Consider the following 26,898-nt stretch of genomic DNA (forward strand, 5'->3'; position numbering starts at 1 on the left):
ACGGTCGTGTCGCGTGGCGGCCGTTCAGGTGCCGGGTGCCACGGCGTTCGCAGTACAGCCCGGCCAGCCGTTTCTCCTCACCGACTTCTTCCGCACGGAGACCCCGCCCTGCCCGTACGCCCGGCAGTTCCTGCGCAGTCGTGCACCGCACCGCCGGCTGCGCGAGGCCAACCTGGCCCCGGTGCGCCGGCACACCACGGTGATCGAACACATCGCGCTCCCAGAGCTCGGGGCAGCGGGGCCTCTTTCGGCGGCGGGTCACAACACCGGCCCTCTGCCCGGGCGAGCGGTAGCGTTCCGCGTTCGAGGACCGCGTCCGTACGGCGGCGGCATCTCGTCGTCCTACCGTTTCCGGACGGGTCGGTCTACGTCCGGCCGCTGTCCGGTCGCCCCTCATGGGGAGTAGTTGGGACTCGGGTCATGGCCTTGGTGACGGGGCGGAGTGGCTGTCCGGTCGTCCGACTTCCGGGGGAGGGGCCGCTCCGACCTGGTGCTGTAAAACGAACATCAGTCATATCAGCCGATGGTCATGCAATTACCTGTCATGAATGTTACCCGGGTTGGCGTTTGCCGTGCTGGGCATCTCTGCCAGCGTGCGCGCCGGCACGCCGACCGAATGCCGACGTCATCGAATACCGGAGGGGAAATGCGCTACGGAACCGCCCTGCGTGATGAGATCGGGCTGCCCGGCACCACGCCGCTCATCGGAATCTACGACATGTACTCGGCTTCCCTCGCCGCCCGGTATTACAACGGATTCTTCGTTTCCGGGTTCGGGTTCGCCGCCTCGTACTACGGGCTTCCCGACATCGGGTTCGTCGCCTGGCCGGATATGGTCGGCTTCGTGGAACGGCTGCGCCCGGCCTTCCCGGAGCACCACCTGCTGGTCGACATCGATGACGGCTACGTCGATCACGAGGTGGCCTGTCACGTGGTGCGCAGACTGGAACGGGCGGGTGCCTCCGGCGTCGTCCTGGAGGACCAGCAGCGCCCGCGCCGCTGCGGACACGCGGACGGGAAGACGGTTCTGCCGCTGGACGATTACCTGGCCAAACTCGAACTCGTGCTGGCCGCTCGTGACGACCTCGTCGTCATGGCCCGCACGGACGCCACCGAGGAAGGGGAGATCCTGCGCCGTGCGGAAGCCCTGGCGAAAACGACGGCGGATGTCGTCCTCGTCGACGGCGTCCGCAGTGCCGAACTCGTGCGTGAAGTACGGGCCGTCCTCGGGAACAAACCGCTGCTGTTCAACCAGATCGCCGGCGGGAAATCCCCCCGCCTTTCCCTCACCGAACTCGCCGCACTGGGCGTGGACGTGGCCGTCTACAGCACCCCGTGCCTGTTCGCCGCTCACCACGCGATCGACCGGGCGCTGGCCGAGCTGAAGGAGGAGGACGGGCGGCTGCCGAGTGCCGCGGCGGCGGGTGGCGTCGGGGTCCAGGTGTCCACCCGGCTGCTGGAACGCAACCTCGGCGGGCGCCGGCCGTCCCGGCCCGAGGTCCCCGCGTGATGTCCCGCCCCGTCCGCGACGCGTGTCCGGGCCACGCCGAAACCGCCCTGCCCGCCGATGTCGGTGCGGGAGGGGCCGGTGGAGGAGGCATCGGGAGCCCTGAGGGTGCCGGCCCTGCCGGTGAGCGTCCTGGGGGCCGTTGTGCTCCCGGACGTTCAGCTCAGCGCCAGCGTCGCGCAGAGGCGTCGTTCGGCCTCTTCGGCCCACGCTCCCTCGAAGCCGCTGATGAGATAGCTCCACCCACCACACACGACCGGGTCGTTGACGACGATCACGCCCCGGCCGCGGCCGTGGTCGTACGCGAGCCCCTCACGCCGCAGCAGGGCAAGCCCTTCCTCCAGTCCCCGAGGAGACGCCGGGGTAGAGGCTCGAGTGTCGGCGATCCACACGGCCTCCGGCGCGCCGGCCGTGTGCGAGCGGGAGGAAGCGGCCAGCCGCTGTACCAGGGAGTGCAGGGTGGTCGTTCCCGTGCGTCGCACGTTGCTTTCCACCGCGTACACACGTCCGTGCGGAGTGAGCAGCGCGTCGATCGAGAACGGCCCCCGGTACCCGTGCCCGGCCAGGTACTCCCCCAGCGACAAGGCCATGCCGGCCAACTCCGCACGGGCGGACGCCGGGCAGCGCGCCGGCGACCGGTAGCCGCGGAAGGAGGAACCGCTCACACGCATCTCACCGTCGTAGAGAACCCGGGCACCACCCGGTTCCGCCACCGCCTGCACGCTGACGTCACGTGCCGGGCCGATGCGCTCCTCCACGACCCACCCGCCGGGCTGGGCGACCGTCCGGGCCAGATGTTCGGCGATACGGCGTCCCGTATCCTCCTCCCCCGCACCACGCCGCAGCCGGAGAATGCCGTGGCCGCTGGCCGAGCGGGCCGGTTTGACCAGCACCTCATGGCGCGCGACCAGCCGCCCGGCGCAAGCTGGCAGCTCCTGGTCACCGACGTGGTCGTACCCGGCGGGCACGGTGATGCCGAGGCTCCGCGCCACGGTACGGAACCCGCTCTTGGTGTTCAGCCGGTAGACGGCCTCCAGTGCCCCGTCCCCCACGCCCGCGGGACCGTACGGGTTGACGGGAATCCCCAGCGAGGCGGCGAACCGGACGACCGGCCCGTCCAAGGCGTAGGGCAGCAGGCGGGCGCCGGGCCTGCGGGCGAACGGCACGACCTGCCGGCCGACGGCTGCCGAGCGCCGGATCGCCGCCGTCATCTCCTCCTCGGTCGCGTTCGGCACGGTCAGCGTCCGGACGTCCGACGGGGAGAAGCCGAGCGACTCGGCCGCGTAGGCCAGGAACGGGCCCGGTACGGGCACAGCGGTGACCAGCAGGTCGCCGGGCCGCAGGAGCCAGACCTTGCGTGGTGACTGGGCGACGGCCTTCGCCGCGAGGGACGCCGGCCAGGTGTCGGCCACGACCTCGCTGAGGCGGTTGGCGAGGATGAGGGTCGGTCTGCCCTGTGCGTCCCGTCCGTCCTGCCCGTCCCGTTCGCGCCGGCCGCTCTGTCCGTCCGCTCCGCCCCGACCGACCCGCCCGTCCGCGACCCCGCCGGCCGTGGATCCGGGCATCACGCGCTCTCGACGGCTTCGGGGCCACGCCCCTCGACATCCCCGGCAGTTGGGCCGTCGCGGTCCTGTCGGCTTCGTCGGTCGCCGAAGCGTGCCACCCGGCCGGCCACATCCTCGCTGTGCAAACGCAACACCTGCTCCAGGGCGTACTCGGCCATGTACTCGCGGAACGCGCCGACGGGCTCCTCCGCCAGGCAGAGCATGCGGCGGTTGGCGGCGACGGCGCGGTCGTCGAGTCTGGCGACGGCGCGTGCCGCCGCCGCGTCGAGTTCCCGCGACTCCACGACCTCGTCGAAGAACGTCCGGGCGTCGTCCTCGCGCGCCTCGATGCGGCGACCATGGAGGATGAGCTGCCGGGCGAGACGGCTTCCGGTCTTCCGGCCGAGCCGCAGATTGGACGCGCCCGGCACGATGCCCTCCTGTGCGGCGGGCAGGCTCAAGTAGCTGTCGGCACCGGCGAGCACGTAGTCGAACAGGGGCAGGATCTGTGCCCCGCCGCCGATGGCGAACGCGTCCACGACCGCCACCCAGGGCTTGGCGACCATACCTTCCGGCCAGACCCGTCCCGGCCAATCCTGCCCCGCGCCGGGTGGCGCGCCCGGACGTGCCGTCCGCTCGTCCACCGCGATGCCGCGCATCAACTTGTGCACATAGCCCAGTTCCCTGCGGAGGAAGAAGGAGAGGAGCGAGATGCGGCCCCGGTGCAGGTCCTTGAGATCGATTCCGGCACTGAACACGCGCCGCCCCAGATAGCGGGGGTGCGTCATCGGCGCGCCGCGCAGGAGCCCCACCCGGATGTCGTCGTCCAGGAGCGCGAGGTCGACGGCGGTCTCCATGGCCTCGACGCAGGCGCTGTTCTCCGCGTTCAGGCAGTGCGTCCGGGCGGCCGTCACGTGGGCGACGGAGTCCCGGCGCTCGATCGTCACCGGGCCCAGGTCCAGGCGGCCGGTGCGCCGGAACTCCGGGAGCAGCGCCGTGGCCCGTGCCGTGGGGCTCAGTGCCGCTTCGAGCAGCCGCGGTCCGCCGCGTGGGGAGCGCAGCAGCGCGCGGAAGAGGACGCCGTGGGCGATCTCCAGGCCTTCCTTGTGTTGCAGTGGCAGTGCCTGTTCCCCGGCGAGCCGCGCGGGGGTCGGTACGAGGCCGGGGAAGCGGTGGGCGGCGGTGTCCGCCAGGTCTTCCGGATCCGCGGGCACGGTCCGCCCGTCATCGGTGAGGTCCTGGTGGACGCGCTCGGCGTGCAGGTCGAGGAAGCGGGCTCGCAGACGGTGGCAGTCGTGATGGACCGTTCGGGCGAGCCGGCGCTGTTCGCCGGTCCGCTCGGGGGGCGGGGGCAGCGCGGTGAGGAGTTCGTCGGCCGCCGTGGTGTGGCGGGCCAGGGCCGCGCCGTCCGGCCCGGGAGCGTCCCGTAGGGCCGGCTCCGCGCGCCGCCATCGATCGATATCGGACATCAGCATGCGGAACCCCCTGACGAGACTCTCCGGTCATTCAATCGCATTCCGGGCGGACCGCATCTTCACGGCGGTGTGCTGCGAAGACGGCGGTCGGGAGTGATGAACGCGGGTCGGATGACCGCGGGTCGGATGTTCGCCTTCTTCGCTGCGGGGTTCGAGCCGCAGTGTGAGGGTGACGTGGGCCTGGGCCGGGCCCGGCTCGGGTGGCCGATACCCGCGCTTCGGGGGGCGACCGGGACAGCACGTGGGGGAAGGAGTTGTTTGTGTTCTGGGCCTGTGGCGGGGGGCGCGGCGGGCGGCGATGCGTCATGTGCGGTCGAGGCAGCCGGGAGGAGCCGAGGTTTCTGGGGGCGGTGGGGAAGACGGCGCCGAACCGTCCGGCGGCGAGGGAGGGAGGGGTCGCCGCCGGGGCGCCACGCTACGAGGCGTCCGGCGCGCTGCCTGGCGTGGGATCCGTCTCGCCGAGGACGATGCCGCGGCCGGCGTAGAAGCGGTCCAGTCTGTCCCAGGCGACCGGGACATCCCGTTGGGATGAGCCCTGGAAGCCGGACGGGTTGTGGATCAGCACGCAGTCCTCGGTGGCTGCGACGGCGAGCACCAAGTGTCCGCCCTTGGCAGGGGGCTCGCTGTCCGGCCTGCGGATGGCCGGATGCACCGACAGGATCGCTAGTCCGCCGGCGGCGAGGACGCCGGGGATCTCGGCGGCGGGCAGTTCGGGGCGCGACTCGGCCGCCAGGCCGAACCGGTCCCGTACCCAGGAGGCGAACGGTGCGTACAGCAGTCCGTGCAGCCCTTCCTCGTGCCGGACGTATCCGCCGGCGGCGGTGCACTCCTCGGCCAGTTCCATCGCCTTCGGCACGGTCCGCCCGAAGTGTGCGAGTGCCATGCGCAGGCAGGCGATACCGCAGAGCCGCCAGGACCACCACTCGTACTCTTCCGGACTGGACGCCCCGTAGTCCGCCCAGGCCGGATCCTCTCTCGCCCGTATGCGACCGGTCACGATGTCCTCGACGAGGTGGGGCGACGCCCACTGGGCGTGGTACGGCACCGGCACCGGGCGCCCGGTGGTGTTCGTGTTTCCCATGGGGGTGGAGCCTAGTGGAGCCCATCCGGGTGACCGGTGAGGCTGTCGGCGTCGTGACCGGTGAGACTTGTTGAGGTCGTCGTCCGGGCCGGTGCGGTGCGCACGGCTGGTGTGTCCGGGCGGCAGGTGTCAGCTCGTCGCGCGGTCTCCCCGGCGAGTGGGAAGGCGTGCGGCTCTACGCGGGCCGTTCTCTCAGGTGGTGTGCCACTGCTGGTGTGAGCCGAGGTCGCAGTCCCAGAGGATGACGGAGGCGCCGTTCCCCCAGTTGGCGTTGCCGATGGTCAGGCACCTGTTGTACACCGGGTTGCGCAGCCGGGCGCCGTCCCAGACCCACTGCTGCGGGGCTCCGCCGTGGCAGTCCCACATGTTGAGCGCGGCGCCGTTCTCGCTGTTCCCGGTGACGACGTCGAGGCACTTGCCGTTCAGGTCGCTGCGGATGGTGGAGCCGTTCCAGTACCAGCGTTCGTTCGAGCCGCCGTGGCAGTCCCACATGTCGACCAGCGCGCCGATGCCGGTGTTGGCCGCCCTGACCTCCAGGCATCTGTTGTTCATGTTGGAGGCGATCATGAAGCCGACGTTGACGGGCGCCGTGCCGTCCGCGGCGGCCGGGTCGGGGCGTGCCGGGGTCGAGCGCGGGGACAGGGGTGGGGCGGGAGTCGCGGCCGCGGCCGTGGCCGGTGCCGGTGCCATGAAGAGGACGGCCAGACCCAGCGCGACGGCCGCCGCCAACGCGCCCGACCGACGATGTGAAGTGTTCACAGGTGCCTCCAAGTGAGTGCACGAGCGTTCGTCGGCGTCGACCCTATGAGCCGGGTCCTGACGCTGATGAGAGGAAATCCCGCCGCCTCGGGGCGTGCGCTGGGTCCCGACCGTCTTGTCAGACCCCGGCCGCATGATGGAACCCGGTCGGGGCGCGATCGGTGCTGCGCCGCGTCCCGGCCGTACGTCCGTGTGTGAGGGGAGGTTGGGTGGACATGGCCGACGACACGGCCGGTTTCCGTGCGGCTACGGGTGATGAGGGCCCGCCCCCGCCCGGCCTGAGCGCCGAGGGCCGCGCGGCCGACGTGCGGCAGGCGATGGACGGGCTGCGGCAGATCCGGAAGGTGGTGAACCCGCCCGTCGGCAGGCCGGTGACCGCGCCCGCCGACTGGGAGCGCCTCCGGCCCGTGCGCGCCGTCGCCCTGGCGCTGGAGGCGGCCGGCGTACCGCCCTCCGCCGTCGACGCCGACGGCCGGCGCGTGGCGACGGGTTATCGCCTGCGCGTGCACGAAGGGGTCGTACGCGTCGAGTGGGCCGGTCCGGCCGGCAGCCGTGCCCGGTACGAGCAGCAGGACGCGCTGCGACGGTGCGCGGAGGTACTTCGGGAAGTGGGCTGGCAGGCGTTGGAATACCGCGGGGCACGGGGGATTCGCTGGTTGGAGGTCGAGCCGCTGTGAGCATTGGCGCGGCATTTTTCCGTGCCGAACCCGACGGTGTCGGCCTTCAGGCAGCCGCCCGTGGTTTTGTGCGGATCGCCGCCCGGCCTCTGCGGGGGCTGTGAGAGACCGTCCAAACCTCCGGGAGCCGGTCCTCCTGCGCCTTCTTGACTCGGTCCCTGACCTGCTCCAGCGTTTACCAGCAGCCATCCGGTGCGGTGACTCCGCCGGGCAGTCGACTGCCCACCGCATCGTGGTCGCCACCGCGTCATCCGGTGATCCGGTGATCCGGCGCGTTCTCCCGGGCGGTCGGCGGTGTAGCAAGGCGGCGCTCGAGCAGTTCACCCGCATCGCCTCCAGGGAACTCGGGCATCGCGGCATCAGGGTCAACGCCGTCTCTCCCGGCCCGACTGACACAGATATGCTCCGGGCAGCCGTATCAGCCGAAACCCTCAACGGTACGGCCCGGATGACAACACTCGGCAGACTCGGCCGCCCGGCTGACATCGCAAACGTCGTCGCATTCCTGGCCGGCCCGGACGCGGGATGGCTGACCGGCCAGAACATACATGCCGACGGCGGTCTGACCCGATTCCCTGAGGCCGGCTCCTTCACGAGGCCGCCGCATTCTCGGCTCCGTTCCTCCTGCTGCCCTGACCCGCGCCGCGTGGCTGCACTACAGGACGGCGATCCGTTCCCTTCAAGCACTTCCAACGAAATGATCTTCGACGTGGTCGGATCACTCCCGGACTGGTGATCAGGGGGTGCGAGGTGGCGCGGCCGAAGCTGTGGAAGATCGACGACGAGCTGTGGGCGGTGATCGAGCCGCTGCTTCCCAGGGTCGAGCGCCGGACCCAGTATCCCGGGCGCAAGCGGCACCCTGACCGGCGGCAACCGCAACGACGTCACCCAGCTCATGCCGCTGCTCCAAGCCGTGTCACCCGTGCGCGGCAAGCGTGGCCGACCGCGCCGGCGCCCAGACGTTGTCCTTGGAGACCGCGGTTACGACCACGACAAGTACCGCCGACTCGTCTGGGACCTCGGCGTGAAGCCGGTCATCGCCCGCCGGGGCACCGAGCACGGCTCCGGCCTCGGAACCCGACGCTGGGTCGTAGAGCGCGCGTTCGCCCACCTGCACCGGTTTCGCCGCCTGCGGATCCGCTGGGAGATACGGGACGACATCCACGAGGCGTTCCTCACCCTCGCGTGCGCACTGATGTGCTGGAGACGCCTGCGCTCACTCTGCTGACTCGTTGAGTGGGCATGAGGAGGGGAGCGCCGGGCCCGGCGCCGACATGACTACTTGAGGTCATCGAGGAGCGCGTCGAGTGCCTGGGTCAGGGCCTCGGTATTGGCCGGGTCGAACCACGTGGTGCGAAGGCGCTCGTTGAGTCCCTTCGGCGTCTCGTGGTCGCCCGCGAGTTGCTGCAACGAGCGCGTGTCGTCGCCCAGCGCGCGCCCGACGCCCTGAAAGAGGCCACGGAGGTAGCGGTCCGCGCTCTCAGCAGGAATACCCTGCCGGGCGGCCCAGTCGGCGAGCGTGGCCAGGTACCGGTAGTGGGTGGTCAGCGTGCCCGTCAGTACCTGGAAAGTGTTGAGGGTCGCCTCGTCCTTGACGGGGAGGGCCCCTCCGAGGCCGCCGAAGAGGTCGTCCACGGCCGGGTGGGAGGGGCAGGTCACAGTGACGGATCGGCGCTCGCGCGCCGAGGGGAGCGGGATGGCGCGCACCACGGGGGCGTCCGTGCCCAGCGTGCGGCGTAGCTCGCTGATGGCGACGCCGGTCAGGACGCTGACCACGACCCTGTCGCCGCCGACCCGGAGCCCGGCGAGGGCCTCGGCCCGGTCCTGGGGGCGGACGGCGAGGATCACCAACTCGGAGCGGTTCACCACGTCTTCATTGTCGGCGCACACCCGCACGTTCTTCGGATACCGCTGGGACAGTTCGGCGGCAGTACGGGCGCCTCGTGGCGAGAGGTAGATCTCCGGCGGCTCCTCGACACCGTCGCACAGGCCATCCACGATGGCCCGGCCGATCTCCCCCACACCGATGATCCCGATGCGCCGCACTGTGTCTTCCCGTCCCCTCGCCAAGCAGTGACCCTCGCTTCGATACGAGGGCTACCGCCGAGTCTAGGTGCGAACAGCGCGCGCAAAGGCAGCGCATACCCCGGCGAAGAGGCACCCCGAATCATCAGGCCCAGAGTGAGCCAACCAGCTCGGAGACCATTTCGTCAGGAGTTCTCAAGGACCCGCACCCGACTCAGTTTGGGTCGCGATGGTGCTGCGGCGTTGGGCAACGCCATACGTCGGCGGTGGTCTGAGGTCGGCAGTCGGCATGGGCTTCACGAACCGCAGATTGCCGGCCGCCGACCTGAGGCCGGCCCGCGCCGGCAACGCCGTCCGTTCGGCGGCACCCGGCCCCGGCTTCACCCGGCCCGGACGGGTCGCCAGGGCAAAGCTGACGCCGCATCCCGGAGCCGCGCCGGGACACGCGCTGTTGGGCGTCGACGGTGGCGACGCTCCGGGGCTCGCCTCAGTTGGTGAGGGTGACGCAGGGCAGCCCCACGCTCTCGCCGCCCCTGAAGCCTTCCGCGCAGAGCCGGGTGCCAGGCGGGAAGTGGCGTTGGGGGTATGCCTGGTCCCGGTACGTCCTGAACTTCCCGACGTCTTCGACCTTGGTGCGGGCGCTCCAGCCGTTTGTGGTCCAGACACGGGCGCTGATGCGGTTCGGCTGGTTGGTGTTGACGACCGACACCTCGACGCGGCCGAGGTAGGTCCCCGTGTCGTAGGTTTCGATGCAGACGGAGTGGTTGCACCACTTGCCCGACGCCGCGGCGGGCGGTCCCGTGACCAGGACGCAGCCGAGCGCCGCGGTCACGGCCGCGATCCCGGAGAACACCTTGTTGGTCATGCCGTGCATGGCGGATGGACCTCCTGTACTCGTCGACCGTGTCGTCGATGCTGCCGACAGTGTGATAGTCGACGGCGAGCGCGAGAGGTCTCTTCCTCGACCGTCACTCGGACGGGTAAGCGCAGCGTGAGGCTCAGCAGATGAACCTTGGCGTGGGAAGGAGTGGCTACCGGCCCGCGTCCCCCGGCGGCGAGCCGCACGTCGGCGGCTCAGGGGGAAGGGAGTGCCGGGTGCAGGGTCCGGCCGTCGGTCTCGGACAGCCTGGCAGCCTGACGGCTTGCCAAGCGCTTTGCAACATAGCACTCTTTGCAAAGTGAGTGATCAAAATCGTCAACCTCCGGCCGCCGCGGCTCCCCTGTCGGACCGCGCCCCGCGGTCTCTGCCCGACCATCCGGTACGGATCGCCCTACTGGACCTCCTCGCCGAAACCGGCACCGTCACTTCCAGCGAGGCCGCCGCCCGTCTCGGTCACAGCTCCGGTCTCTGCTCTTTCCATCTGCGTCAGTTGGCCCGGCACGGTCTCGTCGAGGAAGCCCCGCATCAGGGAGGTCGTGCGAGGCCGTGGCGCCTGCGCTGGGGCTCGCCCGAACAGCCCGGTCAGCCTGAACAGCCCGAGCAGCCCGCTCGGGGCCGACGCACCGGGCTTGAGGAATCGGTGGGACTCCCCGCCGGTGTCCACGACCCGAGGGGCGGGAGTGCGCGGCACCGGGCCGTCCACCCGGATCCGGCGCCGGCCGAGTGGCAGCAGGACGAGTCCTTCAGCGCCGTGCTCCACCTCACGTCGGCGGATGCGGCCGAACTGACCGCTTCCATCCGTCGCTTGATCACCAGCTACCGTGATCGCGCCGACCGCGCGGGCCGGCACCCTCGCGACGTTGTGGCCGTGGCCGCCGTGACGCGGCTGCTTCCGCTCCCGGCTGCCGAGCTGCCTACGCCTTCGCCCGAGGGGGCGGTCGATTAGGAGCTGCCAGGTGATGATGCAGCCATCATCGGCGAGCACCCGGGCGGCGGCGCGGATGCCGGCCACGACGCCGCCGACGTCGGCCTCGTACTCACGGTCCCGCGCGCGACGATGCCCACGGCCGGGTCGCCGGCCGTTCTCGGGGCGATCACTCCGGCGTTGTTCACCGGGGCGTTCAGCCGTGCGAAGTCCTCGATGACCTTGATGGCCGGCCGCGCGACCCGGACGGGGTCCGCCCGGTCGGCGCGGTAGGGCGGCGGCCCGGACACCGAGGGTGGTCAGCTCGGCGGCGACGTGGGTGTGAGGGTGCGGCGCTGTCCGACCTCTTCGCGGCGATGGACATCAGTCGGCCCCGCCTGTACGCCGCACACGGCAACAAGAGGCGCTCTTCCGCAAGGTGCCCGACCGTTTCATGGAGACGGCCGTCCATGTACGGGGCGCTTTCCGCCGGCCCACCGCCGCGCCGCCATCGCGGCCCTGCCCTACCCTGCCCTGCTGCTCGACGCCACCTCCACCACCACTGGAGAGGACAAACCCCGGCTGTCTCATGGTGCACGGCGTCCTGGCGACCAGCGGCCAGTCCGCTGCGGTCCGAGCCGAGGCGGCCGTCCGGCGGCACGCCGCCGAGAGCACGCCCGCCGAGGGCACCCTGCGCGAACGCTTCCAGCGGACCGCCCACGACGGCGAGTTGTCTGCCTGCACCCGGGGGGGTGAGGTGGTGGCGGATGAGGGCACACCACTCCGCACCGACCGGAGCGAACCCCGCGGAGCGTGGGGTGATTGTGGCCGCCGTCACGCCACGCCTCCCATTGACCTTCACATCAATGTGAAGGTTCGAACGTAGTGGCCGGCCAGTCCACGTCCCGTCAGCAGCCATGAGGTGAGTACCCGATGGACAACCGACTCTACGACTACAGCCCGATCACCGAGCGCGAGCCGATCCGCTGGCCGGGCGGCGCCCGCGTCGCCTTCTACGTGGGGCTCAACATCGAGCACTACCGCATCGACCGCCCCTCGACCAGCACGTTCGAGGGCACGGCGGGCCTGACGCCGGACCCGTTGAACTACGGGTGGCGCGACTACGGGCCCCGCGTGGGTGTCTGGCGTCTGATCGACAGCCTGGACCGGCACGGGATGCGCGCGAGCGTGCTGCTCAACTCCGACGCCGCCGAGCACTACCCGCAGATCATCGAGGCCGGGCGGGCCCGGGACTGGGTCTGGCTGGCCCACGGCAAGGACAACTCCACCTTCCAGGCCGACATGAGCGTCGAAGAGGAGCGCGCCTACCTGACGGAGGTGATCACCAGCATCGAGAAGTCCACCGGGCGGCGACCGCGCGGCTGGATGGGGCCCGCGCTCACCGAGACGTTCGACACCCCCCGCCTGCTCGCCGAACTCGGACTGGACTACGTACTCGACTGGACCAACGACGATCAGCCCTACCGGCTTAACGTCCCCGGCATGCTGAGCGTGCCCTATTCCGTCGAGCTCAACGACATCGGTCTGTTCGTCAGCAAGGGCCTCACCGGGCCGGACTTCGTACAGATCGTCAAGGACCAGCTCGACCGGCTCCACGAGGACTCGGCCGACAGCGGCCGGGTGATGGCCCTGGCCCTGCACCCGTTCGTCACCGGCCAGGCCTTCCGCGCCAAGTACCTCGACCGGGCTCTGGAGTACGTCGCGAACCACCCCGGTGTCTGGCTGACCACCAGCGACGAGATCGCCGACCACTACGCGCGGACGACCACCTCGTCGCACGGGGACGGGTAAGGGCACACGCCCGGGACGACGGCGGTTCCTGACGGCGTGTGTGAAGCGGCACCGGGCCGGGTCGGGGACGCCGCCCCGACCGGCTCGGCGCGCTTCGTTCCGTTCCGTAAGTACCTTGCCTTCGGACGTCCTCCCCGCCTCAGGCCCGGGGGTGGCCCCGTGGGGAAAGACCCGACCAGGCACACTTTCCCTTACAGCACGTCATCGCGCATGAGGAAGAGAGTTCATGATCACGCTCACGAAGGAAGACGGCCCGGCGGACCTGGACGGCGTCACCCACCTGTCCATCGGCGTCTCCTGGGACCCCACCGCCGGCAGCACGGGCGGTCTGATGGGGAAGTTCAAGCGCAAGCAGGGCACCGACCTGGACCTCATCGCCGTCGCGATGCAGGGCTCGGACCCCGTGCGCCTCGCCGGCCTCGACTCCCTGGACCCGATGGGCAACGGCTCGCTGGTACACAGCGGCGACAACCAGACCGGGCACGGCGATGGTGACGACGAGACGGTGACCGTCGAGTTCGCGCGGATACCTGCTCAGGTCACCTCCATCGTGTTCATCGCCACCGCCTTCAAAAAGAACAGCTCCTTCCAGAGCGCCAGGAACATCAGCTTCAAGGTGTACGACGCGACGGGCGGCAGCAGCCAGCAGGTCGCCGACATCTGGCCGAGCCTGCTCAGCACCGACAACGGCTGCGCGGTCGCCAAGGCGGTCCGGGTGGGCGGCAACTGGAAGCTCCAGGTGATCAACGAGACCGGGAAGATCAAGCAGGGGGACGAGCACGCCCTCATGCGCTTCGCCATCAGCAAGTGAGGACGGCGGGGCCGGCGGGTGACGGCGGGCCGGGCCGCGCTTGACCGTACGGCGCCGTCCGCCGCCGCGGCTTTCGAGCCACGGTCGTGAGATCCCGCCAGGCCGCCCGCCGGTTCCCGACCTTCACGGCGGGCGGTGCGTCGGAGCCATATCCACGGTGAGTGACCCCCGGGGTGAACGCTCACCCCGTGCCGTGCCGTGCCGTGCCGGGTGAGCGCCGTGGCCCTGGACCTCGTCGCGTCCGTCGCCACGGCCCTGCCCGTCGCGGCCGGGGTCATCGGCTGCATGCCGGGAAGGCCGACCTTGCCTACCACGTCGCCGATGACGCCGGTGCCGCCGTGACGTGGGCGGTCTCGCCCTCTCCCGAACTGCCCCGCCAGGCACCGATGTCGGCCCGCCCGGCCGCTCAGGAGTCCGGTCCGCCGGAAGCCGACGGTCCGGGATCCTGCCGGTGGAGGCCGGTGAGCCCGAGGTAGAGGCGGGCGGCGGTGGCGATGGCGTCCAGGTCCTCGCGGGTGGCCGTGCGCACCACGGTCGCGGTGGGTCCGGCCACCACGGACCGGGCGGGTACGTGCCGGTTCTGCGGGACGACGGTGCCGGCGGCGAGGAGGCAGCCGGGGCCGATGCGGCTGCCGTCGAGGAGGATGGCGCCCATGCCGATCAGGACGTCGTCGGCCACCTGACAGCCGTGCAGGGTGGCGTGGTGGCCGATGGTGACGCGCGCGCCGACCCGGACGGGGAAGCCGGGGTCCGCGTGGAGGACGGCGCCGTCCTGGACGTTGGATTCCTCGCCGATGTCGATGGTGTCGAAGTCGCCCCGCAGCACGGCGTGGTACCAGACGCTCGCCCGTGCCGCCAGGCTCACCGCGCCCAGCAGCACGGCCGTGGGGGCGAGGAAGGCGGTGGGGTCCAGTCGGGGAAGCCGTCCGGCCACGCCGCGGACGAGCGGTTGTCCGCTCACCCCGTCCGGTCGCTCCACGCGGCTCCCTTTCCGTGCGTCCCGGCCTCCCCGCTCCACCCGCCCGGTCCCGCGTCCCGCCCCTGTCGCTGTCTGCCCGTCAGGGCCGGACCTTATCCACGCCATCCCTCACATGAGGGATCTATCGATCGTGTACTCCCCTCTTTACCGATACCGGGCATCTCACTAGGTTGATGACGACTCGCCGTCTGCCCGGACTCCGCGGCCCCGCCCCCGGCCGTACCACCGGAACAGGCCGGACCAGACCAGCGCAGACCGAGGAGGGCTTCGTGCCGCCCACTTCCGCGGCTTCCGCCGCCACCGCCGGCGCCTATCCCGACGACGCCATCGCCATCGTGGGGGCGTCCTGCCGGCTGCCCGCCGGCATCGAGAGTCCGGACGCCCTGTGGTCCGTCCTCGTCGAAGGGCGGGACGTGCTCGGCGACGTGCCCCCCGACCGCTTCGACGCGAGCCGCTGGCTGGATCCCGAGCCGCGGCGCCCGGGGAAGACGTACGTCGCCAGGGGCGGGTTCCTGACCGACATCCAGGGGTTCGACGCGGAGTTCTTCGGCATGTCGCCCCGCGAGGCCGCCCGGCTCGACCCCCTTCAGCGCCTGATCCTCGAGCTGGCCGTGGAAGCCGTGGACGACGCCGGCTGCCCCGCCGCCTCGCTCGCCGGCTCCGACACCGCCGTGTACGTGGGCGCCTCGAGCCAGGCCTTCGCGCACCTCCAGGGGCTCGACCCCGCCACCGTGGACGCCTACACCATGACGGGAGGCGCCACGGCCAACACCGCCAACCGCCTCTCCTACGTCCTGGATCTGCGTGGGCCGAGCCTCGCCGTGGACACCGCCTGTTCCTCGTCGCTGGTGGCCCTGCACCACGCCTGCGAGGCGCTGCGTCACGGCCGGTCGGGCCTGGCGCTGGCGGGCGGCGCGCACCTGTTGCTCAGCCCGGTGGAGTTCGTCGGTTTCGCCCGGGCGTCGATGCTCTCCCCCACCGGGCGGTGCCGGCCGTTCTCCGCCGAGGCGGACGGTTACGTCCGCTCCGAGGGCGGCGGCCTCGTCCTGCTCAAACCGCTGGCCCGCGCGTTGGAGGACGGCGACCGGGTGCGGGGCGTCATCCTGGGCAGCGGCGTCAACACCGACGGGCGCACCCCGAGCCTGACGCAGCCGGGCGCCGACGCGCAGGAGGCGCTGCTGCGGGAGGTGTACGCGGCCTCGGGCGTGCGCCCCGACGAGGTGGCCTACGTGGAGATGCACGGCACCGGCACCCCCGTGGGGGACCCCGCCGAGTGTCTGGCGGTGGGCCGGGCCCTGGGGGCCGGACGGCCGGCCTGCGATCCGTTGCCGGTGGGTTCGGTCAAGAGCCAACTGGGGCATCTGGAGCCCGCTTCGGGCATGGCGGGTCTGCTCAAGGCCCTGCTGATGCTGCGCCACCGGCGGGTTCCGGCGAGCCCGCACGCCCTCCCTCTCAACCCGGCCATCGACTTCGCCGGGCTGCGTCTGGCCCCGGCCACGGAGTCGGCGCCGCTGCGGGTCCCGCCGGGCGGGCGGGCCGTGATCGGCGTCAACTCCTTCGGCTTCGGCGGCGCCAACGCCCATGTCGCCCTCGCCGAGCCGCCGCCGCGCGCGCCGGCCCCTGCCCCGGGCGGTTCCGTACGGCTTCCTGTCCTGGTGTCCGCCCGGACCCCGGCCGCGGTCGGCGAGGCGGCCCGGCGCATGGCCGAGCGGCTGCGGCGGTGTCCGGCGCGGGAGTTCCCCGATCTGGCGTACACCTCCTTCCTGCGGCGTGGGCGGCACGAGCACCGGGCCGTGGTGCTGGCCGGCGGGCCCGAGGAGGCCGCCGGGCAGTTCGAGGCGCTGGCGCGGGGCGAGCGGGAGGTGGCCGGTGCGCTGAGCGAAGGGGCCGAAGGCGCCGACGTCGCCCTGGCGTTCTCCGGCAACGGCGCCCAGTGGGCGGGCATGGGTCGGGATCTGCTGCGGGAGGAGCCGGTGTTCCGGGCCGGTGTCGCGGACGCCGACGAGGCCCTGCGCCCGCACCTCGGCTGGTCCGTGCTGGAGGAGCTGGCCGCGGCGGACGGAAACCGCCGCCCGGACACCACCGACGTCGCCCAGCCCCTGCTGTTCGCGGTGCAGGTGGGTCTGGTGTCCGTCCTGCGCGCCCACGGCGTCCGGCCGGCGGGGGCGGTGGGGCACAGCGCGGGCGAGATGGCGGCCGCCTGGGCGTGCGGGGCCCTCGACCTGGACGCCGCCGCCCGCGTCGTCGTCACCCGCTCGCGGGCGCAGGCGTCCACGGCGGGCGACTGGGCCATGGCCGCCGTCGGCGCGGACGCCGACCGGGTCGCCCGGTGGCTGGCGGCCTACGACGGCCGCCTGGAGATCGCCGGGATCAACAGCGCGCGGGACGTGACGGTCAGCGGCGACCGGGCGGCCGTGGCCGACCTCGGGGACCGCCTCGGCCGGGAGGGGGTCTTCTTTCGCGACCTCGGCCTCGACCACGCCTTCCACAGCCGGGTCATGGACCCGCTGCGGGACGGCCTGCTCGACGCCCTCGCCGGGCTGAAACCGGACCGGGCGCAGGCGCGGTACGCCTCCGCCACCACCGGCACGCTGCTGGACGGTACCGAGCTGGACGCCGGCTACTGGTGGCGCAACCTGCGGCAGCCGGTGTTGTTCGGGGCCGCGGCGGCGAGGCTGCGGGAGGCGGGCTGTTCCGTCTTCGTCGAGGTCGGTCCGCATCCGGTGCTCTCCCGCTATCTGGGCCGTGGGACCGGAGCCGGGCCGGGGGCGGACCGGGACATCGTGGTGCCGATGATGCGGCGGGACGCACCGGGGCCGTCCGGTGTACGCGCCTGTCTGGCCCGGCTTCTCGCCGCGGGTGTCCGCTCCGACCGCGGCGTGTTCTTCCCCGCCGGGGGACGCGTGGTGGACCTCCCGGCCTACCCCTGGCAGCGCGAGCGGCACTGGAACGGCCACCCCGGGCTGTGGCAGCGGAGCTGTGGCGACGGGACGCTCGACCACCCGCTGCTCGGCGAGCGCGCGGTGGTCGCCGAGCCCACGTGGCACGGCCCCTTCGAGCCGGCCCGGCTCCCGTGGGCGGCCGACCACAAGGTGGGGGACGCCGTCGTGATGCCGGCCGCGGGGCTGGCCGAGATGGTCCTCGCCGCGGGACGGCGCGCGTACGAGGGAACCGTCGAGATCACCAACCTGGACATCCACCAGGCGCTGCTCCTGCCCTCCGCGCCCGACGAGTGCGGCCCGGAGCTCCAGACGTCGCTGTCGCGCGAGGACGGCGTCGTGACGGTGTCGTCCCGCGGGGGCCGTGACGGCGTGTGGAAGCAGCACGCGCGGGGCCGCGTCAGGCGGCTGTACGCGCCGCTGCCGGGGGTCCTGGACGTGGACGAGGTCGCCCGGGCCCTGCCCCGGAGCAGGCCGCCCGAGGAGCACTACGCGAGCGGCGAGCGCCTCGGCCTGCGCTACGGCCCCGCCTTCCGGGTCCTCGACGAGCTGCGTTTCGACGACGACCGGGTGCTGGCCCGGTACGCCGCCCGTGTCGACACCTCCGGTTACGAGGCGCATCCCACGCTCCTGGACGGGGCGTTGCAGGCGGTCGCACCGGTCGTCGAGGAGCGCGTGCCCGGGGCACGGTACCTGCCGGTGGCCGTCGGCCGGATCCGCGCATGGCGCCGGATGCCGTCGGCCGGTCACCTGCTCGTCCGGGTGCGCCGCGTCTCCGCGCGCGAGGTGCTGTGCGACGCCACCGTCATCGCCCTGGGCGGGTTGGTCTGCCTCACCTTGCAGGGCTGCCGCCTGCGCCGGTTCGACGAAGGCGGCAGCACCCCGCCGCCCCGGGCCGCCACGGTGCTGCGGGCGGCCCCGCGCCCCGGGCGGACGCACCCGGCGGGCGCGGGCATGCCGGCGCCGGAAGAGATCGCGCGCGAGTGCGCGGACGAGCTGCGGCGGGCGGTGCGCGCCTGGGAGGGCGGTGACGGCCCGTCGGCCTCCGCGGTGGCCCGGGAGCTGACGGCTCACTTCACCGCACGGTCCGTGCGGGAGCTGCTGGCCGAATCCGGGTCGCCCGGGCGGGTGTTCACGGTCACGGACCTCGTTCGCGCCGGTATGCCCGCGCAGTACGCCGGGGTGTTCGACATCCTGCTGTCCAACGCCCGGGCGCACGGTCTCGCGGCACCGGAAGCCCCACCGGAAGCGGACCCGGGGGCCGGCGGGTGGCGCCTGGTGGGGGCGGCCCGGCCGGAGGAACGCTTCCGGGCCCTGACCGCGGCGCACCCCCGGCTCGTCACGGAACTGGCGCTGTGGGGCCGCGCCGGCCGGCATCTGACGGACACCCTGCGCGGCGACCACGACCCGGTGGAGCGGGTCTTCTCCGAGACCGACCGGCATCTGCTGGAGGACCTCTACACCGACGGCGCCACGTTGGCGTTCCACCACCGCGCGGCCCGTGCCGTCGTCCGCGCGCTGGTACGCCGCCGGCCCGCCGACCGGCCGCTGCGGATCCTCGAAGCGGGCGCCGGCACCGGGGGTACGGCCGCCTGGCTGCTGCCGGAACTGCCGCCGAAGCGCACGCGGTACACCTATACCGACGTGTCGACGGCGTTCTTCCCCCGGGCCCGGCACCGCTTCGCCGCCCACGACTTCGTCCACTACCGCACCCTCGATCTCGACCGCGACCCGCTGGAGCAGGGGTTCGCGGAGGACGACCACGACCTGGTGGTGGTGGGCAACGCCCTGCACGCCGCCGCCGATGTCCGTTCCGCTCTGGGGCACCTCCGGCGGCTGCTGGCCGACGACGGTCTGCTGCTGCTGGCGGAGACGCACCGGCCGGCCGATCTGGCCCTCATGTTCGGGTTCCTGCCCGGCTTCCGGAACCAGCGGGACACCGGGCTGCGCCCCGGCGGGCCGCTGCTGTCCGCGGACGCCTGGTCGCGACTGCTGCGCGAGGAGGGCTTCGAGGGGGTCACCCGGACGGTGCCGGCGGACGGCCCGGGTGCCGACGAGGCGTCCACCTTCCTGGCCCGGCGCACGCCCCGTCCCGTGCCGGCGGCACCGGCGGCGCTGGTGCCGGCCGGCCCGGAACACGGCTGGATCCTCGTCGCCGAACCCGCGCGCCGGGCGCTCGCGGAGGCGCTGGCGGAGCGCCTGTCCCCGGGCGGCGGCCCGCACGTCCGTCTCGTCCCGCCGACGGGCGACGAGCGGCACTGGGACTCCCTGCTGGCCGGGCAGCCGCCGGCCACCACCGTCGTGGTCGTCCTGGGCGAGGCCGCGGCGGACGGCCCCGCGCGGGGCGGCGCGCTGGACGCCGAGCGGGCCCTGGACCACACGGCGCTGCTCCGCGCCCTCGCCCTGGCGGCCCGCCGCCGCACGGAGCGGGACGAGTCGCGGACGGCGCTCTGGCTCGTCACTCCGCCGAGCGGGGCCCTGCCCGCCCCCGAACGTCCTCTCGACCCGACCGCGGCCTGCGCGTGGGGCGTGGCCCGTACCCTCGGCACCGAATACCCGGACCTGACGGTCCGCCGGATCTCGCTGGACGTCACCGACACCGGGACGGACGCCGGCCGCCTGGCCGCCGAACTGACCGATCCGGGCCCCGAGGACGAGATCCTGCTCACCCGGTCCGGCCGCTTCCTGCCGCGGGTGCGCGAGGAGACGGACACGTCCGTGCCGGCCCGCGACGCCGCCTCCTACGCCCTGCGGCTGCGCGACCCGGGCCGCTCCTACCGGCTCGACTGGACCCCGGCCGCGGCGCCGGAACCGGGACCGGACGACCTGCTGATCGCCGTCCACGCCGCCGCCCTGAACTACAAGGACGTCCTCCAGGCCCTCGGCACGATGCCCCTGGAGGAACAGCAGGAGGAGGCCGGGGGCCGGGAGTTCGCGACCGGCATGGAGTGCGCGGGCACGGTCGTCGCGGTGGGCTCCCGTGTCACGGGCTTCGCCCCCGGCGACCGGGCGATGGCCTTCGGACGGGGGACGCTGCGCTCCCGTGTCGCCGTGCCCGCGGCCCTCGCAGCCCACCTGCCCGACGGCATGGACCCCTGCCGGGCGGCCACCCTCCCGGTGGTGTTCCTCACCGTCCACCACGCCCTGCACGACCTGGCGCGCCTGGCGCCCGGGGAGACCGTGCTCGTCCACGGCGCGGCCGGCGGCGTGGGCCTGGCCGCCCTGCAGTACGCGGAGCGGACCGGCGCCCGGGTCGTCGCCACGGCCGGCACCCCCGCCAAGCGGGACCTGCTGCGGCTGCTCGGCGTGCCGCACGTCCTCGACTCCCGGTCCCCGGGGTTCGCCGAGCGCGTCATGGAGGTGACGGGCGGCGAGGGCGCGGACGTCGTCCTCAACTCGCTGTCCGGCGAGGCGATGGCGCGCGGGCTGGAGGTGCTGCGGCCGGGCGGGCGCTTCGTCGAGCTCGGCAAACGCGACCTGTACGCGGACGGCAGGCTGGCGCTGCGGCCGTTCCTGAACGGCATCACGTTCAGCGCCGCCACCCTCGACACGCTGGCCAGGGCCCGGCCCGCGGTGTTGGCGGCGACGTTCGCCGAGGTGGCCGACCGGGTGCGGGACGGCGTCTACCGGCCCGTCCCGCACCGCGTGTACCCCGCCCAGCGGGTCGCGGACGCCTTCGAGGCGCTGCAGCACTCCCGGCACATCGGCAAGATCGTCATCTCCTTGGAGGAACCGCCGCCGCTCCGGGAGGAGCCGCGGCCGTACACGCCGGACCCGGACGGCACCTATCTGATCACCGGGGGGCTCACCGGGTTCGGCGCGGCCACCGCACGCCGGCTCGCCGGTCGCGGCGCCCGGCACCTGGCCCTGGTCGGACGGCGCGGTGCCGCCACGCCGGAGGCGCCGGCGCTCCTGGCGGACCTGCGGCGGCGGGGCGTGTCCGTCACGGTGCACGCGGCCGACGCGGCCGACCCGGCGGACATGGCGCGGGTGGTGGGGGCGGTGGACGCGGCGGGGGTCCCGCTCCGCGGGATCGTGCACTCCGCCATGGTCGTCGACGACGCTCCGCTCGCCCTGCTCACCACCGAGCGGGTGCGGCGGGTGCTGCTGCCCAAGGCGGGCGGCGCGGACGTCCTGCACCGCCTGACGCACGACCGCGACCTGGACGTGTTCGTCCTGTACTCCTCCGTCTCGGCCCTGGTCGGCAACCACAACCAGGCCTCCTACAACGCCGCCAACCTGTTCCTGGAGGCCCTGACGCGCTCCCGTCGCGCGGCCGGCCGGCCGGGGCTCGCGGTCGCCTGGGGCGCGATGGAGGACGTCGGCTACGTCGCCCGTCAGGGCATCGGCGACGTCATGCGCCGGCTGGGCCTGGACGCGCTGCCCTCCGCGGAGGCACTGACCGCCCTGGAGACGTCGCTGGGGCGCGGCGACGACGTGGCCGTCGTCACCCGGACGGACTGGGCCATGGTGCGGAACAACTTCGCGACGGTACTCGGCCCCCGCTTCGACGCCCTCTGCCCCGCCCCCGCCGGCACCGGCGGCGGGGGCAGGGCGGAGCTTCTGGAGACGCTGGCCACCGCGCCGTGGGACGAAGCCCTCGCCCGGGTGACGGAGGTCGTCACCGACATCCTCTGCGGGATCCTGCAGACCACCGCCGACCGCGTCCCCGCCGACCGGCGTCTGGACCGACTGGGGCTCGACTCCCTCATGGGCGCCGAGCTGCTGACGGATGTGAACCGGCGTCTGGGCTGCACCCTGCCCGCCGTCGAGGTGCTCGACAGCACGACGGTCACCGACCTCGCCCGGCGCTGTCTGCGCCGCCTGCGGCAGCCGGCGGAGTGAGGCGTCCGGTGCCGTCCCGGGGCGAACAGCCCGGGGCGGCACCGCCGTTCCCCACCGGCCGGCGGGTGCCCGCGGGGCGCCGTCGCGTGGCGGGCCGGAGGGCCGGTGCCGTCAGTCACCGTCCGCGGGCCGCTCGGTGAGCACCACCGGAAGTCGTTCGGTTCCCCACAGCACGCCGGACATCCGCCGCGGCACGGCCTCGCCCGTCAGCGCCGGGCGGCAGCGGGCGAGGGCCGTGAAGAAGGCCTGTGCCTGGAGGCGGACCAAGTGGGCGCCGAGGCAGAAGTGCGTTCCCCTGCCCAGGGCGAGGTGCTGCGGGGCGCGTGCGATGTCGAACCGGTCGGCGTCGGCGAACGCCTCCGGGTCCCGGTTGGCGGCGCCGGGCAGCACGCCGACCACGGTGCCCGCCGGCACGCGCCGGCCCCCGATGTCGGCGTCGCGGAGGGCGATGCGGCTGATGAGGTGGAGGGACGGGTCGTAGCGCATGACCTCCTCGACCGCCGAGGGAGCGCACGAGGGGTCGGTCCGCAGGCGGTCGAGCTGCGCCGGATGGCGCAGCAGGGCGTGGACGCCGTTCGCCATCTGCCGGACGACCGGCAGGTGGCCGGCGACGACGAACTGGCCGATCGCCGTGATGATCTCCTGCTCGCTCAGCGGGGTGTCGTCGGGCCCCTGGGCCAGCAGGGCGCTGACCAGATCGTCCTGGGGCGCCCTGCGGCGTTCCTCGATCAACGTGCGGAGATACTGGGCGAATTCGAGCCGGGCACCGGCCAGTTGGGCGGCGTCCTCCTCGCCGAGCAGGCCGGACGGGACGAACGCGAGACTCAGCCCGGACAGGGCGCCGTACCACCGCGGCCGGTCCTCCAGCGGCACGCCGACCACGGCGCAGACGAGCTCCAGGGCCAGGGGCGCCGCGAAGTCGGCCACCACCTCCGCCTCGCCTCGTGCCGCGGCGGCCCGGACGAGTCCGGTGGTGCGGTGCCGGATCGCGGGGCGCAGCCGCTCCACCGCGCGGGCGCCGAACGGGGCGGAGACGCGGGCCCGGCGGCAGCGGTGTTCCGGCGGGTCGACCAGGAGGAACGACTGCGCCTCCAGCGCACCGCCGCCCAGCCCGAAGCGCGGGTCTCCCAGGACTCCGGCGCCGGCGTGATACCCGGTGACGAGGACGACGCCGTCCCCCGGCGACGACACCGGCCCTTCGGCCCGCAGCCGTGTGTAGGCCGCGTACGGATCGGTGCGGAACGCCTCTCCGCGCATGTCGAACGGCAGGTGGTCCCAGAAGTCGGCGCTCACCGCGATGCGGGGCTGTGATCGTGCGTCCACCCCCGCCATCCTCCCCCGGAGCCGGGACGGGCATGCCACCGCCGGGCCCGTGTGCACCTGTTCGGTGCCGTGCTCCGCTGCGGACAGGGGCGTCGTCATCCGGGTCCGACAGCGGAGGGTCGCCGTCTGGTGCGGACAGGCTGGTGCGGACAGGGCGGACGGCCGACGGATCGCACGGTTCCGGGGCAGTCGGTGCTCCCGAGGCGCGGGGAGGCAGCCAACGTGGCGTCAGGACGGCTCTGACCCCGGGGCGCTGGTGTCACCGGTCCGACGGCGGTCACGGTCCTCGTGGGGGCGGGGTGGCCGGGCCGAGGCCGTAGGGGGCCGCCCGCTCGTCGGAGCGGACGGTGTGTGTCCCGCGACGCGGGGCCGGCGGGGACGGAGACGCGCCGGCGCCTCGCCTCGCGGCGCGCCGTGCACACCGTCACTCCGGATCGTTCCGGGTGCCGCCCCGCGCGACGCGCCACTACGTTCCGGCCGTCGGGCACGTCATCCCCCTCACGGAACGGAAGCCATCATGCGCCGCCTACGGACACTCCTTCTCGGCGGGTCCCTCGCCGCCGCCATCCTCATTCCGGCACCCGGCGCCCTGGCCGCGCCCACCGGTGCCACCGACGTCGAGCAGAGCTTCAGGAACCAGGCCACGGGCCGGTGCATCGACGACACCGACCACGGGTTCCGCACCTGGAGTTGCAACGGTTCGAAGCCGCAGAGGTGGTCCGTGCACGTCTGGGGCGACGGAACCCGCCAGTTGCGCAGCGTGAACACCGGCCGCTGTGTCGAGGACACCGACAACGGCTTCCGGACCGTCAACTCCTGTGGTTCCGGTCCGGAGCAGAGCTGGTGGGTGAAGGTCTGGGGCGACGGCACCGTCCGCTTCCAGAACCAGGCCACGGGCCGGTGCATCGACGACAGCAGCCAGGGGTTCCGCACCTGGGCGTGCAACGACACCCCGTACCAGAGCTGGTCCTGACCTCCCGCCCCTCCCCCCTCCCCCACTGTGAGGTGACCCATGCGAGGAAGCACCAAGCGCAAGAGAACCGCCGCGCACGGCACGGCAGTACGCCGCGTGAGACGCGGTACGGCGGCCCTGTCGGCCGTGACGGCCCTGACGGCGGTAATCGCCCTAGGGCAGCCGGCCGCGGCGGGGAGCACCGGTGCCGTGCCGGGCCCGCTGGGCCATCCGGCGCCGGCCGCCGCGTACTGTGACATCCCCGCCGAACGCGACATCGCGGTGACGCGCAAGGTCTACGAGGTGGGCCAGCGCCGCAACGTCTCCCCCAAGGTGATGCTGGCCGGCTTCGAGACCGGCTGGGTCGAGTCCCGGATGAACAACCTGAACTGCGGCGACCGCGACTCGCTCGGCGTCTTCCAGCAGCGGCCCTCGCAGGGCTGGGGCACACCCGAGCAGATCCTCGACGTGGACTACTCGGCGAACAAGTTCTTCGAGGTCGCCCAGCAGATGGAGCCGCGCTACGAGGGCCGGAGCGCCGGCGAGCTCGCCCAGGCCGTCCAGCGCTCCGCCTACCCCGAGCGGTACCCCCAGGCCGAGGGCGTGGCCGTGGCGTTGCGGGACGAGGCGTTCCAGCCGTACGGGACCATCGGCGGCAAGTACAACAGTCTGGGCGGGCCGGGAGGGCCGCTCGGCGAGCCCGTGCGCGCCGAGGAGAACGCAAGGCTGGGCGGCCGTTTCCAGCAGTTCCGGAACGGCATCGTCATCTGGCACCCGGACGTGGCGTACGCGATCTACGGCGACATATTGGCGAAGTTCTGGGCGACCGACTCCGAGCAGCGCTGGGGCTTCCCCACGATGGACGAGGCGGACGCGTCGCGAGCGCCGGACGGGACGCGCGGTCGCTACCAGTTCTTCGAAAAGGGCGTCTTCCTCTGGTCGCAGCAGACCGGCGCGCACCCGGTCCACGGCGAGATCTACAAGGCGTTCCACAACGCAGGCCACGAAGCCGCCGTGGGCTACCCGCTCACCGACGAGACGGACGAACCCGGCGGCAAGGCACAGAAGTTCCAGAAGGTCACCATCCACTGGACCCCCGCCCGGGGCACCTGGATCACCGACAACTGAACCGGAGGACCGTGATGCGAGGGAGAAGAAGACCGTCGGTCCTGCGGCGGATGGTGGCGGCGGTGGCGCTCGTCCTGGCGGCCTTCGCGGCCGTCCTCACCGGGGCGCCGGCAGCCGGCGCGTCGGAGCCCGACGGGCCGATCGGGCGCGGCGAGGTCATGGACCGGTCGTGGTCGTGGGTCGCCGAGCGGGTGCCGTATAGCTGGGACGGCTGCTACCGCAACCAGTTCGGCTGTTACCGGCCGGACTGCTCGGGTTTCGTGTCGATGGCCTGGAACCTGGGTACCTCGCTGACCACGTGGACGCTGTGGAACGTCACCGCGGACATCCCGGCCGAGGACCTTCAGCCCGGTGACGCCCTGCTGAGAGACGACAAGGACTCGGCGGGCACGCACCACGTGGCGCTGTTCGTCCGGTGGGCGGACCCCGCCCACACCCAGCCGCTGGTGCGCGAGGAGTACGACTTCGGCCATGTGGCCGAGGAACGCGTGTGGCGTGACGGGCTCCGCGGCTTCACGCCGCGCCGCTACAACCGCCTGGACGACCTGATGCCCTACGGCTCGATCAGGGCCAAGTACGACGCCATGGGCGGCCTCGGCAGCCCACTGGGCCCGCCGGTCCGGGGTGAGCGCGACTCCCGGCTGGGCGGCCGCTTCCAGCAGTTCCAGAACGGCATCATCATCTGGCACCCGGACGTGGCCTACGCGATCTACGGCGACATCCTGGCGAAGTACTGGGCGACCGACTCCGAACAGCGCTGGGGCTTCCCGACCATGGACGAGGCGGAGGCCGGCCGGGCACCCAACGGGACGCGCGGACGCTACCAGTTCTTCGAGAAGGGCCTCTTCCTCTGGTCGCAGCAGACCGGCGCGCACCCGGTCCACGGCGAGATCTACAAGGCGTTCCACAACGCCGGCCACGAGGGCGCCCTCGGCTACCCGCTCACCGACGAGACGGACGAACCCGGCGGCAAGGCACAGAAGTTCCAGAAGGTCACCATCCACTGGACCCCCGCCCGGGGCACCTGGATCACCGACAACTAGCACCCATCGAGCACGGACCGGCACCGTCGCCGATCGATCCGTCGACCGGCCTGGAAGTCGCGTCGAGCCGGCATCACCCCCACCCGCAAAGGCCTGTTGAAGGCCGCCGGCGGCACCGACCAGGGCTTCATCACCTTCGACCGGCTGCGCAAGGCGCGACTCCGCCCCCCCCTGACCGCCCGTCACCGCCCTGCCCCGCCATCACCCCCGCCCC

Annotated in this window: 18 protein-coding genes and 1 pseudogene; 11 read left to right on the top strand and 8 right to left on the bottom strand. The window is 72.9% G+C overall.

What is annotated here, in order from left to right; translation table 11 throughout:
• The first annotated feature begins 646 nt into the window (after positions 1–646).
• On the top strand, positions 647–1,510 hold the full coding sequence (locus tag ACZ6X9_RS28445; protein ID WP_469780868.1) for an isocitrate lyase/PEP mutase family protein: 864 nt from the start codon (positions 647–649) through the stop codon (positions 1,508–1,510).
• 155 nt (positions 1,511–1,665) lie between these two features.
• Here ACZ6X9_RS28445 and ACZ6X9_RS28450 read toward each other — a convergent pair whose 3' ends face one another.
• The 4 genes from ACZ6X9_RS28450 to ACZ6X9_RS28465 all read right to left on the bottom strand — a co-directional run bounded on the left by ACZ6X9_RS28450 (position 1,666) and on the right by ACZ6X9_RS28465 (position 6,366).
• Positions 1,666–3,072 (bottom strand): preATP grasp domain-containing protein, encoded by a 1,407-nt coding sequence (locus tag ACZ6X9_RS28450; protein ID WP_469780869.1) that lies wholly within the window; start codon positions 3,070–3,072, stop codon positions 1,666–1,668.
• On the bottom strand, positions 3,072–4,526 hold the full coding sequence (dpgC, locus tag ACZ6X9_RS28455; RefSeq protein ID WP_469780870.1) for a (3,5-dihydroxyphenyl)acetyl-CoA 1,2-dioxygenase DpgC: 1,455 nt from the start codon (positions 4,524–4,526) through the stop codon (positions 3,072–3,074). Before dpgC ends, ACZ6X9_RS28450 begins: the two co-directional genes overlap by 1 nt.
• A 415-nt stretch (positions 4,527–4,941) precedes the next feature.
• Positions 4,942–5,607 (bottom strand): C39 family peptidase, encoded by a 666-nt coding sequence (locus ACZ6X9_RS28460; protein WP_469780871.1) that lies wholly within the window; start codon positions 5,605–5,607, stop codon positions 4,942–4,944.
• A 192-nt stretch (positions 5,608–5,799) separates the two neighbouring features.
• The gene (locus ACZ6X9_RS28465) at positions 5,800–6,366 is read right to left on the bottom strand and encodes an RICIN domain-containing protein (protein ID WP_469780872.1); all 567 of its coding nucleotides are present in this window, start codon (positions 6,364–6,366) and stop codon (positions 5,800–5,802) included.
• 215 nt (positions 6,367–6,581) lie between these two features.
• On the opposite strand from ACZ6X9_RS28465, the gene ACZ6X9_RS28470 reads away from it, so the two are divergent.
• From ACZ6X9_RS28470 to ACZ6X9_RS28480, 3 genes and pseudogenes are all read left to right on the top strand, one after another.
• Positions 6,582–7,043, top strand: coding sequence for a hypothetical protein (locus tag ACZ6X9_RS28470; RefSeq protein ID WP_469780873.1), 462 nt, complete (start codon positions 6,582–6,584; stop codon positions 7,041–7,043).
• A 262-nt stretch (positions 7,044–7,305) separates the two neighbouring features.
• Entirely contained in the window at positions 7,306–7,779 is a 474-nt protein-coding gene (locus ACZ6X9_RS28475) for an SDR family oxidoreductase (RefSeq protein ID WP_469781023.1), read from the top strand.
• Positions 7,780–7,893: 114 nt separating this feature from the next.
• Positions 7,894–8,271: pseudogene (locus ACZ6X9_RS28480) on the top strand (transposase); the annotation flags it as partial.
• 50 nt (positions 8,272–8,321) lie between these two features.
• Here the strand turns inward: ACZ6X9_RS28480 and ACZ6X9_RS28485 are convergent.
• Both ACZ6X9_RS28485 and ACZ6X9_RS28490 read right to left on the bottom strand, forming a co-directional pair.
• On the bottom strand, positions 8,322–9,089 hold the full coding sequence (locus ACZ6X9_RS28485) for an NAD(P)-binding domain-containing protein (RefSeq protein WP_469780874.1): 768 nt from the start codon (positions 9,087–9,089) through the stop codon (positions 8,322–8,324).
• Between the two features lie 466 nt (positions 9,090–9,555).
• Positions 9,556–9,942, bottom strand: coding sequence for a hypothetical protein (locus ACZ6X9_RS28490; RefSeq protein ID WP_469780875.1), 387 nt, complete (start codon positions 9,940–9,942; stop codon positions 9,556–9,558).
• A 304-nt stretch (positions 9,943–10,246) separates the two neighbouring features.
• On the opposite strand from ACZ6X9_RS28490, the gene ACZ6X9_RS28495 reads away from it, so the two are divergent.
• The 3 genes from ACZ6X9_RS28495 (at position 10,247) to ACZ6X9_RS28505 (ending at position 13,475) form a co-directional block, all read left to right on the top strand.
• Entirely contained in the window at positions 10,247–10,894 is a 648-nt protein-coding gene (locus tag ACZ6X9_RS28495; protein WP_469781024.1) for an ArsR/SmtB family transcription factor, read from the top strand.
• Positions 10,895–11,785: 891 nt separating this feature from the next.
• A complete protein-coding gene (locus tag ACZ6X9_RS28500) occupies positions 11,786–12,664 on the top strand; it encodes a polysaccharide deacetylase family protein (protein ID WP_469780876.1) in 879 nt (292 codons plus the stop codon).
• Between the two features lie 226 nt (positions 12,665–12,890).
• Positions 12,891–13,475 (top strand): TerD family protein, encoded by a 585-nt coding sequence (locus ACZ6X9_RS28505; protein WP_469780877.1) that lies wholly within the window; start codon positions 12,891–12,893, stop codon positions 13,473–13,475.
• Positions 13,476–13,881: 406 nt separating this feature from the next.
• Here the strand turns inward: ACZ6X9_RS28505 and ACZ6X9_RS28510 are convergent, their stop codons facing one another.
• Positions 13,882–14,454, bottom strand: a complete 573-nt coding sequence (locus ACZ6X9_RS28510; RefSeq protein WP_469780878.1) for a gamma carbonic anhydrase family protein — start codon at positions 14,452–14,454, stop codon at positions 13,882–13,884.
• A gap of 269 nt (positions 14,455–14,723) precedes the next feature.
• On the opposite strand from ACZ6X9_RS28510, the gene ACZ6X9_RS28515 reads away from it, so the two are divergent.
• The gene (locus tag ACZ6X9_RS28515) at positions 14,724–22,238 is read left to right on the top strand and encodes an SDR family NAD(P)-dependent oxidoreductase (RefSeq protein WP_469780879.1); all 7,515 of its coding nucleotides are present in this window, start codon (positions 14,724–14,726) and stop codon (positions 22,236–22,238) included.
• A gap of 111 nt (positions 22,239–22,349) precedes the next feature.
• Here ACZ6X9_RS28515 and ACZ6X9_RS28520 read toward each other — a convergent pair whose 3' ends face one another.
• On the bottom strand, positions 22,350–23,561 hold the full coding sequence (locus tag ACZ6X9_RS28520) for a cytochrome P450 (RefSeq protein WP_469780880.1): 1,212 nt from the start codon (positions 23,559–23,561) through the stop codon (positions 22,350–22,352).
• 517 nt (positions 23,562–24,078) lie between these two features.
• Here ACZ6X9_RS28520 and ACZ6X9_RS28525 point away from each other — a divergent pair.
• The 3 genes from ACZ6X9_RS28525 to ACZ6X9_RS28535 all read left to right on the top strand — a co-directional run bounded on the left by ACZ6X9_RS28525 (position 24,079) and on the right by ACZ6X9_RS28535 (position 26,684).
• On the top strand, positions 24,079–24,534 hold the full coding sequence (locus tag ACZ6X9_RS28525) for an RICIN domain-containing protein (protein ID WP_469780881.1): 456 nt from the start codon (positions 24,079–24,081) through the stop codon (positions 24,532–24,534).
• A gap of 189 nt (positions 24,535–24,723) precedes the next feature.
• Positions 24,724–25,641 carry an LGFP repeat-containing protein gene (locus ACZ6X9_RS28530; protein ID WP_469780882.1) on the top strand — a complete coding sequence of 306 codons (918 nt, stop codon included), beginning with the start codon at positions 24,724–24,726 and terminating at the stop codon, positions 25,639–25,641.
• Positions 25,642–25,655: 14 nt separating this feature from the next.
• A complete protein-coding gene (locus ACZ6X9_RS28535) occupies positions 25,656–26,684 on the top strand; it encodes a hypothetical protein (RefSeq protein WP_469780883.1) in 1,029 nt (342 codons plus the stop codon).
• Positions 26,685–26,898 lie beyond the last annotated feature (214 nt).

This window comes from Streptomyces sp. NPDC052910 (assembly GCF_055585605.1).

Coding starts and splice junctions, on each gene's coding strand:
- ACZ6X9_RS28445 (WP_469780868.1), top strand. CDS start 647: ATGCGCTACGGAACCGCCCTGCGTGATGAGATCGGGCTGCCCGGCACC.
- ACZ6X9_RS28450 (WP_469780869.1), bottom strand. CDS start 3,072: ATGCCCGGATCCACGGCCGGCGGGGTCGCGGACGGGCGGGTCGGTCGG.
- dpgC (WP_469780870.1), bottom strand. CDS start 4,526: ATGCTGATGTCCGATATCGATCGATGGCGGCGCGCGGAGCCGGCCCTA.
- ACZ6X9_RS28460 (WP_469780871.1), bottom strand. CDS start 5,607: ATGGGAAACACGAACACCACCGGGCGCCCGGTGCCGGTGCCGTACCAC.
- ACZ6X9_RS28470 (WP_469780873.1), top strand. CDS start 6,582: ATGGCCGACGACACGGCCGGTTTCCGTGCGGCTACGGGTGATGAGGGC.
- ACZ6X9_RS28490 (WP_469780875.1), bottom strand. CDS start 9,942: ATGCACGGCATGACCAACAAGGTGTTCTCCGGGATCGCGGCCGTGACC.
- ACZ6X9_RS28500 (WP_469780876.1), top strand. CDS start 11,786: ATGGACAACCGACTCTACGACTACAGCCCGATCACCGAGCGCGAGCCG.
- ACZ6X9_RS28505 (WP_469780877.1), top strand. CDS start 12,891: ATGATCACGCTCACGAAGGAAGACGGCCCGGCGGACCTGGACGGCGTC.
- ACZ6X9_RS28525 (WP_469780881.1), top strand. CDS start 24,079: ATGCGCCGCCTACGGACACTCCTTCTCGGCGGGTCCCTCGCCGCCGCC.
- ACZ6X9_RS28535 (WP_469780883.1), top strand. CDS start 25,656: ATGCGAGGGAGAAGAAGACCGTCGGTCCTGCGGCGGATGGTGGCGGCG.